Source organism: Micromonospora palythoicola (assembly GCF_036689795.1).
In the GTDB taxonomy this organism is placed as follows: Bacteria; Actinomycetota; Actinomycetes; order Mycobacteriales; family Micromonosporaceae; genus Micromonospora; species Micromonospora palythoicola.
The window spans coordinates 1-13,317 of the sequence record NZ_JBAGKI010000017.1 but is presented as its reverse complement, the minus strand read 5'-3'; the positions used below and the strand labels follow the sequence as shown (position 1 = coordinate 13,317).

Here is a 13,317-nt window from a genome sequence, read left to right as displayed (position 1 = left end):
CCCTTCCGCACGCCGAACGCCGCGACATGCCGCATCTCGCGGCGCCCACGCCGGGCGACCGGCGGCGGTCAGCCGTTGAGGAAGTCGCCGATGCGGCGGCGCAGGTCGGCGCGTTCCGTCCAGAGCACCCCGGGACGGTCGTAGCGGTGCAGGGTGGCCCGGGGCAGCACGGCGGCGAGTTGTTCGGCCACCTCCACCGGGTGCAGCTCGTCGCCCTCGGCGGCGATGACAAGTGCCGGCGCGGAGACCCGGGCGAGCACGCCGGCGTCGGGCAGCGGCGCCTGCTCCGGCAGCTCGACAAGCCCGGCGGCGAGGCCGTCGCGCAGCAGATGGTCCAACCGTTGCCGCAGGTAGGCCCAGCCGGCCGGAGTGTTGCGTACGGCCGGTGGCAGCTCGGTGGCGACAACCTCCGCCGCCGCCGAGGCGTCCCCGCTCTCCACCGCCGCCAACAGCTCGCTCAGCCGCGCACGGGCGAGCGGCCCGCGGGGCCGGTCGAGCGCGGCGGGCAGGAAGAAGACCAGCCGCTCGAACCGTTCCGGGCTCTCGGCGAGCAGCCGGCACAGCGCACCGGCCCCCAGGCTGGCCCCGAAGGCGCGGGTGGCGCCGCTGAGGTCGGCGATCGCCCGCAGGTCGCGGGACAGGTCCAGATAGCTCCACGGCCCGTCGGGCGCGTCGGAACGGCCATGGCCACGGAACTGGAAGAAGACCCGGCGGCCGGTGACACCGCTGCCGAAGGGTCGGGTGGTGGCGATGCCGTTGGCCAGCCCGTGCGCGAAGACGGTGACCGGGTCACCGACGCCGGTGACCAGCCGCTCCAGTCGTACGCCGTGCGGGGTGGCGACCAGTTCGGTCTCCGGATCCGGCAACGGCGGCCGGCCGCTGCGCGGGGCGCCCGGTCCGGGCCCCCAGGTGCGCGGCCCACCGTCCGGTGGTGGTGGCCAGCGGAAAGCTCTCACCAGGACCCTCTGTTGTCGCCCAGGTCGCGTAGCCCGACCCGGACGTCGAGCAGGTAGATCAGCGCCGCCGCCACCCCGATCAGCCCGAAGATGCTGAGGGTGGAGCGGGTGAGCAGGGTGAGCAGGAGAGTGACCGCCAGGATCGCGATCCAGCCACCCTTCGGCAGGGTCCCGATGGCCGGGAACGCATCGGAACGTTGCGTCACGGCGTGCACGAGAGCCACCCCCTGCACGACAAGCGCGAAGACGAACAGGATCAGCTCGATCACGTAGCGGACGTCGAAGACGAAGATCGGCGCGGCGTTGGCCATGACGGCAAGCTTATGCCGGCGACCCCGGGTCCGTGGCGACAGGACGGTCCCGGGGGCGCCGGCTGCCGACTCACTGGCTCCGCTTGGTGCTCCGGGGAAGCTTCGCCGACGGGCTGTCGGTCCGCTTGGCGGCGGTCTGCCGGGTGGTCGACTTCGCCCGGGTGGTCTTCTTCGCGGCTGCCGGCTTGGCCTCCACGATCTCGGCCACCTCGGCCGGGCTCGGCACCTCGGCCGGTGCGGCGTCGGCCTGCTCGACAGCGGCAGGCGCGGTCTCCTGGGCGGGAGCGGCAGGCGCGGCGGCAACGCTGGCCTCGGTCGCCTCGATGTCGGTGTTCACCGTTTCGGCGACCTCCAGCACCCCGGTGCCGACGACCCGCTCACCCCGCGCCACCAGCGCCCCGTACGCGGCCAGCGCCCGCTCCTGAGCGGCCTGGGCGCCGGCGACGACGACCGCCGCGTTACGGGTGGCCAGCTCGCGCAGCCGGTCCAGATCGGCCGCCCCACGCAGCTTGTTCAGATCCGCCGTCTCGCGCAGCTTGTTCAGATCCGCCGCCTCGCGGAGCTTGGCCAGGTCGGCGTGCTCACGCAGCCGGTTCAGGTCGGCGGCCGGTGCGGCCTTCTGCCGCAGTGACTCGGCCGTCCGGTTGGCGTTGCGCAGCGTCTCGTTGGCCTTCTGACGCAGCTCGAAGCCGGTGACGACGGCCTTGCCGCCGAGTTCGCTGACGACCCGGCCACCGTCGGCGACGGCCCGGTCACGCAGCTCACCGACCACGGTGGGCAGTCTGCGCAGCTGCCGCAGGGCCAGTTCACCGGCGCCGGCCGCAGCGTAGATCGGGGCAGGGATGCGGTTGGTCTTCGGCTGGGTCATGACTACTTCTCCTCCTGGACCGCGGTCGCGGTCTTGCGGACCACCTTGCGGGCGGCCTTCCTGGCTGGGGTGCTGTTCGGAGCGGGCGCGGAACCGGCCTCGGTCACGGCGACCGATTCCAGCACCGCCTCCGTCGGGGTGCCCGCCGCGGTGGTGGGCCCGGTCGCGGCCAGATTCGCCACGTCGGGGGCGGTGACGTCAGCCGTCTCGGAGACGCCGGCCTCGCCGCTCCCGACGGAGCTGCCGGTCCGGTCGCCCGTCGTGGGGGCGTCGCCCTCGCCGGTCATCGTCGCGGTCGCCTCGGCCAGCCGCGAGTTCTCCCGGCGGAATGTCTCGTATATCTGGGTAAGGGACTGTTTCTGAGCCATCGTCAGGTCTGGGTCGACGGCGATGGCGGCCAGCACACCCTGGCCCTCCTTGTCGTCGAGCAGACCGGCCCGCAGGTACATCGCCGGAGTGGAGACCCGCAACGCGCTGGCGAGCTGCTGGAGCACCTCGGCGCTGGGCCGGCGCAGGCCGCGTTCGATCTGGCTGAGGTAGGGGTTGCTGACCCCCGCCTGCTCGGCCAGTTGCCGAAGCGAAATCTTCGCGTTCCGCCGCAGGTCACGAATGAACCCGCCGACGTCGGGAAGGTCCTTGGGAGTGGCCATGACTCAACGCTAGCCCGCCCCGCTAGCAGCTGCAAGCAAAGTGCTAGCCGGAGTTAGCAACGTCTCATCACCCGCTTGCGCAGCCGCCACACCCGGTCGTACCGTCCTGCGGTGTGACCAAGATCGAAGTAAACGGGGCCCGGCTGGCGTACGACGAGGCCGGCACCGGATCGCCGGTCGTCCTGCTGCACGCCGGCATCGCCGACCGCCGGATGTGGCGGGACCAGGTCGGCCCGCTCGCGGCCCGACACCGGGTCATCAGCCTCGACCTGCGCGGGTACGGCGAGTCCGAACTGCCGCCGACCGCCTTCGCCCATCACGAGGACGTGGTCGGGCTGCTCGACGCCCTCGGACTGGCCGCCGCGGCGCTGGTCGGCTGCTCCTTCGGCGGGGCGGTGGCGATCGACACCGCGCTCGCCCACCCGCACCGGGTGAGCGCGCTCGCCCTGCTCGGCACCGCGGTGTCCGGTCACGAATGGTCGGAGCAGACGAACGAGTTGTGGGAGAACCTGGTCGGCGACGTCGACCCGGAGGACTTCGCCGCGACGGCCGCGGGTGAGGTGCGGTTCTGGGTGGTCGGCCCGGACCGCGAACCCGCGGATGTCGACCCTGAGCTGATCGCCTTCGCCACCACGGTGGACGAACGGGCGCTCGCCGCCGAGCTGGCACTCAGCGCCGTGGACGTGGCCGAACTCGACCCACCGGCCATCGGGCGACTCGCCGAGCTGACCATGCCCGTACTGGTCGCGGCCGGCGCGGCGGACGTACCCGACATCCGGCACCTGGCCGACCGCATCGCGGCCGAGGCACCACAGGCGGTGCGCATCCCCGACCTACCCAACGCCGCCCACCTACTACCCCTGGAACACCCCACCGAAATCAACCACCAACTCCTAACCTTCCTCCCCTAAAAACCACCCCTCCCCCTCCCCACCCCCACCCCCACCCATCTCGTCGATCTTGCACTTTCGGTCGCCGAAACGCCGGGTTCAGGCTGTTTTGCGGCGACGAAAAGTGCAAGATCGACGAGGTGGTCCGGGGGTGGTAGCGGTGGGGTGGTTACCAGAGGGGGCGGGTGGCGCCGACGGGGAGGGCGCCGCCGAAGATCGGCACCTCGGCGAACTCCGCAAGCACGGGAGCGTCCACGCCGAGTCGGCGCAGGGCCGAGACCAGGACCGGCATCCGGGCCCGGGCGGCACCGTCGTCGATCTTCAGCGCCACGGCACCGACGTCGGGCAGCGCCGCGGCGATGACACCCTCCGCGCCGATCTTCGCCAGCAGTCCGGGTACGCCACGCATCAGCCGGGTGTCGTCCGCCTGCGTACCGCCGACCACCTCCGGGTGGGCCCGCATCGCGTGGGCCACCAGACCCGCTCCGCTGTCGCCCTCGGCGGTGACCATCCGCAGGTACGCCGTGGCCAGTCCGGTCAACGACGCGGACAGCACCGGAGCGCCACAGCCGTCGACGCCGACGGCCACCGCCTCCTCGCCGGTGAACTCCTCCACCGTGTCGCGCAGCCGGCGCTGCAGCGGGTGGTCGGCACGCCAGTAGCCCTCCATCGGCCAACCGGCGGACCGGCAGGTCAACAGCATCCCGGCGTGCTTGCCGGAGCAGTTCATCTGGAGCCGGCTCGGGCCGCCCCCGGCGCGCAGCACGGCCGTTCGCGCGAGATCACCCACCGGCAACTCCGGCGGGCAGTGCAGCGCGTCCGCGTCGAGCCCGGCACCCGCGAGCAGCCCGGCGACCCGGGCCAGGTGGAACTCCTCGCCCGCGTGGCTGGCCGCGACGACGGCCAGGTCGGCGGGGTCGGCGAGCGACAGCCCGGCGCGGAGCATGCCGACCGCCTGCATCGGCTTGTTCGACGAGCGCGGGAAGATCGGCGAGGTGACGTCACCCGCGGCGGCCAGCGGCGCGCCGGTGCCGTCGAGCACCACCACCGAGCCACGGTGCACGCCCTCCACGAAACCGGACCGGACCACCTCGGCGAGCGGCACGCCGCCCTCGTACGTCTTTCCCACGACGTGGACGGTACCGAGGTGTCCGACCGCGTTCACCCCGGGGTGAGCTGGTACTCCACCTCCGGGGGTAAAGAACGCCGGGCAACCCGCGCCTTACAGGCCGAGCAGCTCCCGGGCCTCGGCGGTGTTCAGCGGCGGACGCTGCGCGAGTTGGGCGAAGCCGACCGCCCGCGCGACCAGTTGCATGTTCGACTCCACCGGACGGCCCTTCGCGTACGTGACCGTGTCCTCCATCCCGACCCGCAGGTGGCCACCGGCCGAGAGCGCGGCGAGCAGCACCGGAAGACTGGTACGGCCGATGCCGGTCGCCGAGAACGTGGTGCCCTCCGGCAGGTCCCGGAGCATCTGCTGGGCCGCCACGAGCGTCGCGGTGGTGCCCGGCATGCCGCCCGGCACCCCCATCACGAAGTCGACGTGGACGTGGCCGCCGTGCGGCAGGCCGTACTTGCCCAACAGGCGCTGCAGGGCGCTGAGGTGACCGAGATCGAAGATCTCGTACTCCGGCACGATGCCCCGCTCCTGCATCCGGGTGTGCAGCTCGACGACGAACTCCCACCGGTTGAGGAAGACCTGGTCACCGAAGTTGACCGTGCCCATGGTGCAGGAGGCCATGTCCGGCGCGGCGTCCAGCACCGCGAGCCGGTCGGCCTCGGGATCGGTGACCGCGCCTCCGGTGGACAACTGCACGATGAGATCGGTGCTCTCCCGCAGCGCCGCGACGGTCGCGCCGAGCCGGCCCGGGTCCAGGGTCGGCCGGGCCTCGTCGTCGCGGATGTGCACGTGGATCACGGCGGCACCCAGCGCCTCGCACTCCTTGGCGGTGAGCAGCAGCTCGTCGAGGGTCACCGGCAGCGCCGGAACCTCCGTCTTCGCCGACTCCGCACCGGTGGGGGCAACCGTGATCAACGTCCCTGTCGTCATGCCGGCGATCCTAGAGCGCCCCCGGTCAGCCGCGGGGTCGGCGGGGTAGCCACACCGGGCGACCGCCGGATCAGGGGACCGGGCGCAGGGCTCCGGATCCTCGCCGACTGGTCGGCCGGTTCCGGAAACGCCCTACGAGGGATCGATGGCGGCGGCGCTGTCGCCGACGCGGAGCGCGGCGTCGTCGGGCACCGAGCGCTTGACCACCGCAAGCGCGACCTGGCCCAACTCGTGATGAAGCACCGCGGTGCCGACGAAGCCGACCGGACGGCCGTCCAGGGTCACCGGGGTACCGGCGACCGGCAGCTGGTCGGAGGCCACCCCGTCGAGGTGCAGCAGCACCAGTCGGCGCGGCGGGCGGCCCATGTTGTGCACCCGGGCGACCGTCTCCTGCCCCCGGTAGCAGCCCTTGTCCAGGTGCACGGCCGGGGCGATCAGGTCCACCTCGGCGGGGATCGTCCGGTGGTCGGTGTCGACGCCGACCCGGGCCCGCCGGGCGGCCACCCGCACCGCCTCGTACGCCCACAGCCCGACCGGGGGCACCCCGTTGTCGCGCAGTCGCGCGACCACCTGGTCCATCGCGGGCCGGGGAACCAGCAGGTCCACGCCGAGCGGGCCGCGTCGGGCCCAGCCGCCCTGCGGCAGCGGCCCGACGTGGTAGCGGGCGGTCGGGCGGGGCGGCAGTTCGCCCGACCGGAACTTCGGGCCGGGCAGCGCCACCACGTCCGGCTCGGCGAGCGGCGGCACGTCGAGCAACGCCAGCGCCTCGACGGCCTTCGGCCCGACCAGCGACAGCAGTGCGTGCTCGGCGGTGGCGTCACGGGGGTCCACCTGGCTGAAGAAACGCATCTTCTCCAGGTACGTCAGCAGCCCGCCGGTCGCCCCCGGCTCGGTGTCGAGCCAGGTGGTGTCGCCGTCCTCGGCCACCATGGCGTGCTGCTCGACATGGCCGTGCGGTGAGAGTACGAGCAGCTCGGTGCCCTGCCACGGCCCCAGCTCGGCGAGGTGCTGGGTGGTGAGGGTGTGCAGCCAGGAGATGCGCTCCGCACCCGGCACCGCGACGACTCCCCGGTGCGACCGGTCCACCAGGCCGACCTCGGTGTCCAGTTGGCGCTGCTCACGCATCGGGTCGCCGTAGTGCGCCGCCACGCCCCGCACCCCGGCCGCGGCGTGCACCGGCTCCGGCTGGTCCCGGCTGGCCTCGTCGATGCTCTCCACGGCCACCGCGCCCGCGATGTCGATCATGACTGCTCCCCGTTTCCGCACCGCGCGCAGAGGCCGAAGAAGGAGACGTGCCCGATGTCCACCCGGAAGCCCCGCTCCCCGGCCAGCTGGTCGGAGAGCGGGCGCATCAGTTCCGGATCCATCTCGTCGATCGCGCCGCACTCGCGGCAGACCAGGTGCACGTGCTGGTCCTCACCGGCGGCGTGGTAGGTCGGCGACCCGTGCGAGAGGTGGGTGTGGGTGACCAGGCCGAGCCGCTCCAGCAGCTCCAGCGTGCGGTAGATGGTGGTGATGTTGACCCCGGCGGCGACCTCGCGTACGGCGGTGTGCACCTGCTCAGGGGTGGCGTGCCCCAGGTCCAGCACCGCCTGGAGGATCAGCTGTCGCTGCGCCGTCAGCCGCAGCCCACGGGCGCGGAGCAGTTCCGCGAGGGAGGATTCGGACACCCCCCGATCATAGTTCGGGCCGGCGCGCACCTCCCGACGCGACCGGCGCCGCACTATGCTCGGCCCCCGTGGTGACCTCGCGGATCGGCGTGCTGGGTCGCGGGCGGCTGCCGGCCGGCGAGCCGATGCTGCGCGGCGACGATCTCGGCGTGCTGCGCGGCGACGGACTGTTCGAGACCATGCACCTCCGCGACGGGCGGCCCTGGCTGCGCCAGGAGCACCTGGCCCGGCTGCGGGCCGGCGCGGCGGCCGTGGAACTGACCCTGCCGGCGGACGACGCCCTGGTCGAGCTGCTGGACCAGGTGGCCGCCGGTTGGCCCGCTGAGATGGAGGGCGCGCTGCGGCTGGTCTGCACCCGGGGGCCGGAGAGCGGCGGCCCACCCACGGTGTACGCCACCCTCTCGGAGGTGCCCGCCACGGCCCGGCAGGCCCGACACGACGGCGTGCGGGTGGCCACCCTCTCGCTGGGCGTGCCCGCCGAGGCCCGTCCGGAACTGGACTGGCTGCCGGCGGGCATCAAGTCCACGTCGTACGGGGCGAGCAGCGCCGCCCGGCGCTGGGCCGCCCGGGCCGGCGTGGACGACGTGCTCTGGATCTCCTCCGACGGGTACGCCCTGGAAGGCCCGACCGCCAACCTCGTCTGGCTGGCCGGGGAGACGCTGTGCACCGTTCCCGCCCGACGCACCGGCATCCTGCCCGGCACCACCGCCGCCTGGTTGCTCGCCCACAGCGCCGACGTCGGCTGCGGGGCCGCCGAACGCATGGTCACCCCGACGGACCTGCGTGGGTCCGACGGGGTATGGCTCACCTCGTCGGTACGCGGCCTGGTCGCGGTGCGCGCCCTCGACGCCGAACCACTGCCGCTCAGCCCGCTGACCCGCCCGTTGCAGGAACTGCTCGGCTTCCCGCTGCCGTAGGCCACGGCCTCACCTGCCGCCTCCCCTAGGGCGGCCGGGCAGGCCCGCCACGGAGCGGGTCAGCCGGCCACCCGGATGAGGCGGGCGGACAGATGCGGAGACAGCGGCTGACCGACAGCGGCCATGTCCTGCGCGTAGAGCAGGGCCCCCTCGACGATGCCGAAGAGGCGGTGACCGGCGGTGACCTCCTTGGCGGTGGAGGTGCGCACCACCGCGTCGGTGACGAACTCCACCTGGGTGCCCTTGCGCCGGCCGAGATGCAGTTCCATCACGCCGGTCGGGGTGGTCAACAGGGCCTCCAACTCGTCGGTGGCCCGGTCACCGTCCAGCACCGGACGCCACCAGCCGACCTCCCGCCCGGCCGGCCGCACCGGCCGGCTCTGCTCGTCGAGGATCCACGCCCGCGACTCGTAGTGCAGGAACGGCCGCCCGTCGTGGCTGATCCGGATCTCCTGGGCGAAGTCGAAGTCCTCGATGGTGGGGAAGCCGCCCCGACCCCGACCCCGCCACACCCCGATGTACGGCAGCAGGCCGTCGAGCGCGGGATGCAGCTTCGGGCCGACCCGCAGATCGTGACTCTCCTCGAAGGGGTACGCCTCCACCGGTGGCGCGTTCAGCCAGGGCGGCGGCGCCAACGGATTGTCGTCACTGCTCGCACCCACCGCACTCACCACTTGCCTCTCGATATCCGTACCGCCAGGTAGACCAGGCCACCGGCGAGCGCGCCCAGGCCGGCGACCAGCAGGCTGACGAACCCGATCTCGGTGACCATCCGGGTCATCCTATGCTGGCTGGCATGGCCCGCACTCTCGTCGTCAAGGCCACCGCCGGTGCCGACGCACCGGAACGGTGCGCCCAGGCGTTCACCGTGGCGGCCACCGCAGCCGCCGCCGGGGTGTCCGTCTCCCTCTGGCTGACCGGGGAGTCGACCTGGTTCGCGCTGCCCGGCCGGGCGCAGAGCTTCGAACTGCCGCACTCGGCCCCGCTGGCCGAGCTGCTGCATGTGATCCTCGCCACCGGCACGGTGACGGCCTGCACCCAGTGCGCCGCACGGCGCGACATCGACTCCGGGGACGTGATCCCCGGGGTACGGATCGCCGGGGCGGCCGTCTTCGTCGAGGAGACGATGGCCGAGGGCGCGCAGGCGCTCGTCTACTGACTCGCCGGTCAGTGTTCGGGAGGACTCACCGGGTGCTGCCTGGGAAGGCGACGGAACCCGCCCGGCAAGGCGGGCGAATGCCTACGATTCGGATGTGACCGAGGCCACCCAGCAGTTCTTCGCGACCCTGCCGGCCCGCGCCCCGGAAGTCCTCCGCACTCCGGTCGCGGGAACGCTGCGGATCGACCTGTCCGAGGGACAACGCACCGAGCACTGGCTGGTGCGGATGCGGCTCGGCGCGGCGGAGGTCGACCAGGGGGCGGAGCCGGGCGACGCGACCTGGTACTGCGGGGCTGATCTCTTCGATCGGCTGGTCACCGGACGTGCGCAGGCGATCTCCGCGGTGCTTCGTAACGAGAGCACCTTTCGCGGCGACGTGGTGCTGTTTCTCGCCTTCCGCCTGTTCTTCCCGACCGCACCCGGCACCCGCGATCCGCGCGAGGTCGCCCGCGAGCACGCCAGGTGGACCCGGTGAAGGAACTGGTCAGCATCCTCGACGGCAACACGTTCCTGGTCAGCGACCGCCGGGGGGACGTCGAGCCCTCGTTGGACTTTCCCACCGGGCTGTTCTCCTTCGACACCCGGTTCCTGTCCACCTGGCTGCTGCTGATCGACGGTGAACGGCTGCACGCGCTCTCCATCGACGACGCCGAGTCCCACCGGACCCGCTACTTCCTGGTGCCCGGCGAGCCGACCCACTTCCTGGACGCGAAGGTCTCGGTGATCAGGAGTCGGGCGATCAGCGGTGACCTGTCCGAGGAACTGACCGTGCTCAACCACTCCGGGCAGGAGATGAACTTCACCGTCCGGATGGAGATGGCCGCCGACTTCGCGGACATCTTCGAGATCAAGGACACCCAACGCAAGAAGGGGCACAACACCACCGCACCCGGGGAGAACTCGCTACGGCTGACCTACCGGCGGGACGCGTTCCACCGCGAGACGATGATCGAAAGCAGCGCTGCCGCCCAGGTCGACCGCCGGGGGATGACCTTCCCGATCCGGATCGGGCCGCACGGCGAGTGGACCACCCGGTTGACGGTGAACGTCGTCATCTACGGCGCCCGCGGCCAGGACGTCCGCTCCCTGCTGCCCTTCGCGGGCAGCCGGACGACGGCGGCGATCGAGGCGGAACACGCCGAGTTCGTCGCCCGGGCACCCAAGCTGGGTTGCGACTGCGCGCCGATGGCCGGGGCGTACCGGCGCAGCCTGACCGACCTGGCCGCGCTGCGGTACGAGTCGATCGCGCTCGGCGTCCGGCTGATGGCCGCCGGTCTGCCGTGGTTCATGACACTGTTCGGCCGGGACAGCATCTTCACCTCGCTCCAGGTGCTGCCGTTCGTGCCGGAGCTGATCCCGCCGACGTTGACCATGCTGGCCGGGCTGCAGGGCCAACGGGTGGACGACTTCCGCGACGAGGAGCCGGGCAAGATCCTGCACGAGTTGCGCTACGGCGAGTCCGCCGGCTTCGAGGAGCAGCCGCACTCGCCGTACTACGGTTCGGCCGACTCGACCGCCCTGTTCGTGATCCTGCTCGACGAGTACGAGCGGTGGACCGGCGACGTGGAGTTGGTCAAACGGCTGGAGTTCTCGGTGCGGGCCGCGCTGACCTGGATTGACACCTACGGCGACCTGCTCGGCACCGGGTACGTCTGGTACCAGACCCGCAGCCCTCAGGTCGGGCTGGAGAACCAGTGCTGGAAGGACTCCTGGGACGCGATCTGCTACTCCGACGGTCGGCTGCCGAGTTTTCCCCGGGCGACCTGTGAGTTGCAGGGCTACGCCTACGACGCCAAGCTGCGCGGTGCCCGGCTGGCCCGACTGTGCTGGAACGACCCGGTCTACGCCGACCGGCTGGAACGTGAGGCCGCCGATCTGAAGGAACGCTTCAACCGGGACTTCTGGCTGCCGGACAAGGAGTACTACGCACTGGCCCTGGACTCCGACGGCAGCCAGGTCGACGCGCTCACCTCCAACATCGGGCACCTGCTCTGGAGCGGCATCGTCGACGAGTCCCGGGCCCGACGGGTCGCCGAACACCTGCTCGGTCCCCGGCTCTTCTCCGGTTGGGGCGTCCGTACCCTCGCCGACGACCAGGGCCGATACAACCCGATCGGCTACCACGTCGGCACCGTCTGGCCGTTCGACAACTCGATCATCGCCTGGGGTCTGTGGAAGTACGGTCTCCGGGAGGAGGCGGGACGGATCTGCGAGTCGATGTTCGCGGCGTCCCGTTACTTCTTCGGCCGGCTGCCGGAGGCCTTCGCCGGCTACGAACGTGACCTGACCGACTACCCGGTGGAGTACCCGACCGCGTGCAGCCCGCAGGCCTGGTCGGCGGGCACGCCGCTGCTGCTGCTGCGGGTGATGCTCGGCCTCGAACCACAGGGCGAGCACCTGATCATCGACCCGTACGTGCCGGCCGGGATGGGCCGGGTGGAACTGCTGGACATCCCCGGCAGGTGGGGCCGGGTCGACGCGCTGGGTCGCAGTCGCGACCAGGGGCCGGCCCGACCTGACTGACCGGCAACGACGTTTCGCGGCTCAGCCGGCGCAACCCGTCGTCGCGGAGACCACGACCCGGTCCGGCTGGAGATCGGCGAGCACCGCGACACCGGCGCGCCGGTAGGCGTACACCTCGGGGGTTTCCACCACCGGTGTGCCGCCGGCCAGCGGCGCGAGCGCGGCCTGCGGCGTCGCGGCCACCGGGTCGACGACGGCGCGGACGGTACGGGCCGTCGCGCCACCGGGACAGGGGGCGCTCGTCACCGAATCGGGGCCGCCGGGCCGGCCGTTCAGCGCCCGCACCGCCTCGGCCAGTGCGTCGGCCTCCGGGCCGGCCGCGGCGGAGCCGGCGCTGTAGTCGTCGCCCACCGGCCGGCACCCGGTGTCGACAGTGAACCGGATCCGGCCGTCGGTCGCCGGCCGTCCGGTCACGGTGACGAACTCGCCCGCGTCGCCGCGTAGGCGCGGACCTTCCGGGGTGAGCCGGACACCGGCCCGCCACCGCTCGGGCAGCCGCTCGGCGATCTGCTCCAGCAGGGCCCGCTCCTCGCCCACCGGTGCGGCCAGATCGACCGCCCGGGTCAACGACGCACCGTCCGCGAACGGGCTGATCCGGCAGCCCCGGTCCACCTCGGGTGGGCTCAGCGCCGGCACACCGCCGCCGGCCGCCGCGACCAGTTCACCTATCGCGCCGTCGACCACCGGCCCGGCCTGCGACAGGGTGCGCTGTTCACGGACGGTCGGCGGATCCTCGGCCACGGACCTCCAGGTGAGGCCGGCCAACAGCACCGCCCACAGCGCGGTCGCCGCGATCAGCCAACGCGGCAACCGGGAGCCGGTGGCCGGGGGCCGGGGGCCGGTCGGCGAAGGGTACTCGGCATGGACGGCGCTGCTCACCCGGTCATCGTGTCACGTCTGGTGCGACCTCCCGTTGGGACGCCCGTCGCCGGCCTCCGGCGGCATGCTCAACCGGTAGCCGACGCCGCGTACCGTCTGCACCTGCGGGCCGTCGGACAGCGTCCGCAGCTTGCGGCGCAGCCGCTTCACCGCCGAGTGCAGAATCGCGGTGTCGCCGAGGTAGGCGCCGCCCCAGACGGAGGCGAACAGCCGTTCGTAGCTCCACAACGTGATCGGCGGGCTCACCAGCCGGGCCAGCAGTTCCCGCTCGGTGCGGGTCAGCACCAGCGGTGCACCGCGCCAGGTGACCAGGTGCCCGGCCCGATCGACCACCAGGTCTCCCCAGGTCGCCGGACGTTCCGGGGGGCGCTCGGCCGGCTCGCCGGCCGACCCCCCCCCCACCCGAGGGGGGGCGGGGAACAACGCCCCCCCTTTGGCGCGGTC

Annotated in this window: 17 protein-coding genes; 5 read left to right on the top strand and 12 right to left on the bottom strand. The window is 72.5% G+C overall.

What is annotated here, in order from left to right:
- Nucleotides 1–68 precede the first annotated feature (68 nt).
- The 4 genes from V5O40_RS10335 to V5O40_RS10320 all read right to left on the bottom strand — a co-directional run bounded on the left by V5O40_RS10335 (nt 69) and on the right by V5O40_RS10320 (nt 2,785).
- The gene (locus V5O40_RS10335; protein ID WP_332905236.1) at nt 69–956 is read right to left on the bottom strand and encodes an alpha/beta fold hydrolase; all 888 of its coding nucleotides are present in this window, start codon (nt 954–956) and stop codon (nt 69–71) included.
- Nucleotides 953–1,267, bottom strand: coding sequence for a DUF2516 family protein (locus tag V5O40_RS10330; RefSeq protein ID WP_164448510.1), 315 nt, complete (start codon nt 1,265–1,267; stop codon nt 953–955). Before V5O40_RS10330 ends, V5O40_RS10335 begins: the two co-directional genes overlap by 4 nt.
- A 70-nt stretch (nt 1,268–1,337) precedes the next feature.
- Complete coding sequence (locus tag V5O40_RS10325) at nt 1,338–2,135, bottom strand: hypothetical protein (RefSeq protein WP_332905235.1); 798 nt, start codon at nt 2,133–2,135, stop codon at nt 1,338–1,340.
- 2 nt (nt 2,136–2,137) lie between these two features.
- Nucleotides 2,138–2,785 carry a helix-turn-helix domain-containing protein gene (locus V5O40_RS10320; RefSeq protein WP_408631854.1) on the bottom strand — a complete coding sequence of 216 codons (648 nt, stop codon included), beginning with the start codon at nt 2,783–2,785 and terminating at the stop codon, nt 2,138–2,140.
- Between the two features lie 113 nt (nt 2,786–2,898).
- On the opposite strand from V5O40_RS10320, the gene V5O40_RS10315 reads away from it, so the two are divergent.
- Nucleotides 2,899–3,696, top strand: a complete 798-nt coding sequence (locus V5O40_RS10315; protein ID WP_332905234.1) for an alpha/beta fold hydrolase — start codon at nt 2,899–2,901, stop codon at nt 3,694–3,696.
- Nucleotides 3,697–3,844: 148 nt separating this feature from the next.
- Here V5O40_RS10315 and V5O40_RS10310 read toward each other — a convergent pair whose 3' ends face one another.
- The 4 genes from V5O40_RS10310 to V5O40_RS10295 form a co-directional block, all read right to left on the bottom strand.
- The gene (locus V5O40_RS10310; RefSeq protein WP_332905233.1) at nt 3,845–4,804 is read right to left on the bottom strand and encodes an asparaginase; all 960 of its coding nucleotides are present in this window, start codon (nt 4,802–4,804) and stop codon (nt 3,845–3,847) included.
- A 93-nt stretch (nt 4,805–4,897) separates the two neighbouring features.
- Nucleotides 4,898–5,725, bottom strand: coding sequence for a BKACE family enzyme (locus V5O40_RS10305; RefSeq protein ID WP_332905232.1), 828 nt, complete (start codon nt 5,723–5,725; stop codon nt 4,898–4,900).
- A gap of 132 nt (nt 5,726–5,857) precedes the next feature.
- Entirely contained in the window at nt 5,858–6,970 is a 1,113-nt protein-coding gene (gene ygfZ / locus V5O40_RS10300) for a CAF17-like 4Fe-4S cluster assembly/insertion protein YgfZ (RefSeq protein ID WP_332905231.1), read from the bottom strand.
- Nucleotides 6,967–7,395, bottom strand: coding sequence for a Fur family transcriptional regulator (locus V5O40_RS10295; RefSeq protein WP_269738433.1), 429 nt, complete (start codon nt 7,393–7,395; stop codon nt 6,967–6,969). The genes ygfZ and V5O40_RS10295 overlap by 4 nt, the downstream gene beginning before the upstream one ends.
- 68 nt (nt 7,396–7,463) lie before the next feature.
- Here V5O40_RS10295 and V5O40_RS10290 point away from each other — a divergent pair, with 68 nt between their 5' ends.
- The gene (locus tag V5O40_RS10290; protein WP_332905230.1) at nt 7,464–8,312 is read left to right on the top strand and encodes an aminotransferase class IV; all 849 of its coding nucleotides are present in this window, start codon (nt 7,464–7,466) and stop codon (nt 8,310–8,312) included.
- Between the two features lie 59 nt (nt 8,313–8,371).
- Here V5O40_RS10290 and V5O40_RS10285 read toward each other — a convergent pair whose 3' ends face one another.
- Nucleotides 8,372–8,974 (bottom strand): FABP family protein, encoded by a 603-nt coding sequence (locus tag V5O40_RS10285; RefSeq protein ID WP_269738744.1) that lies wholly within the window; start codon nt 8,972–8,974, stop codon nt 8,372–8,374.
- A 5-nt stretch (nt 8,975–8,979) separates the two neighbouring features.
- Entirely contained in the window at nt 8,980–9,084 is a 105-nt protein-coding gene (mtfM, locus tag V5O40_RS10280) for a small membrane protein MtfM (protein ID WP_046570768.1), read from the bottom strand.
- A 12-nt stretch (nt 9,085–9,096) separates the two neighbouring features.
- On the opposite strand from mtfM, the gene V5O40_RS10275 reads away from it, so the two are divergent.
- The 3 genes from V5O40_RS10275 to V5O40_RS10265 all read left to right on the top strand — a co-directional run bounded on the left by V5O40_RS10275 (nt 9,097) and on the right by V5O40_RS10265 (nt 11,994).
- A complete protein-coding gene (locus tag V5O40_RS10275) occupies nt 9,097–9,471 on the top strand; it encodes a DsrE family protein (protein WP_269738435.1) in 375 nt (124 codons plus the stop codon).
- A 94-nt stretch (nt 9,472–9,565) separates the two neighbouring features.
- Complete coding sequence (locus V5O40_RS10270) at nt 9,566–9,946, top strand: hypothetical protein (RefSeq protein WP_332905229.1); 381 nt, start codon at nt 9,566–9,568, stop codon at nt 9,944–9,946.
- The gene (locus V5O40_RS10265) at nt 9,943–11,994 is read left to right on the top strand and encodes an amylo-alpha-1,6-glucosidase (RefSeq protein ID WP_332905228.1); all 2,052 of its coding nucleotides are present in this window, start codon (nt 9,943–9,945) and stop codon (nt 11,992–11,994) included. The genes V5O40_RS10270 and V5O40_RS10265 overlap by 4 nt, the downstream gene beginning before the upstream one ends.
- Before the next feature lie 21 nt (nt 11,995–12,015).
- Here the strand turns inward: V5O40_RS10265 and V5O40_RS10260 are convergent, their stop codons facing one another.
- Nucleotides 12,016–12,873, bottom strand: a complete 858-nt coding sequence (locus V5O40_RS10260) for a hypothetical protein (RefSeq protein ID WP_332905227.1) — start codon at nt 12,871–12,873, stop codon at nt 12,016–12,018.
- A 12-nt stretch (nt 12,874–12,885) separates the two neighbouring features.
- The coding region (locus V5O40_RS10255; protein ID WP_332905226.1) for a winged helix-turn-helix domain-containing protein at nt 12,886–13,317 on the bottom strand (432 nt) is incomplete at its 5' end.

What these genes read in the sequence shown, in the direction of transcription:
- V5O40_RS10330 (WP_164448510.1), bottom strand. Translation starts at nt 1,267, where the DNA reads ATGGCCAACGCCGCGCCGATCTTCGTCTTCGACGTCCGCTACGTGATC.
- V5O40_RS10325 (WP_332905235.1), bottom strand. Translation starts at nt 2,135, where the DNA reads ATGACCCAGCCGAAGACCAACCGCATCCCTGCCCCGATCTACGCTGCG.
- V5O40_RS10320 (WP_408631854.1), bottom strand. Translation starts at nt 2,785, where the DNA reads ATGGCCACTCCCAAGGACCTTCCCGACGTCGGCGGGTTCATTCGTGAC.
- V5O40_RS10305 (WP_332905232.1), bottom strand. Translation starts at nt 5,725, where the DNA reads ATGACGACAGGGACGTTGATCACGGTTGCCCCCACCGGTGCGGAGTCG.
- ygfZ (WP_332905231.1), bottom strand. Translation starts at nt 6,970, where the DNA reads ATGATCGACATCGCGGGCGCGGTGGCCGTGGAGAGCATCGACGAGGCC.
- mtfM (WP_046570768.1), bottom strand. Translation starts at nt 9,084, where the DNA reads ATGGTCACCGAGATCGGGTTCGTCAGCCTGCTGGTCGCCGGCCTGGGC.
- V5O40_RS10275 (WP_269738435.1), top strand. Translation starts at nt 9,097, where the DNA reads ATGCTGGCTGGCATGGCCCGCACTCTCGTCGTCAAGGCCACCGCCGGT.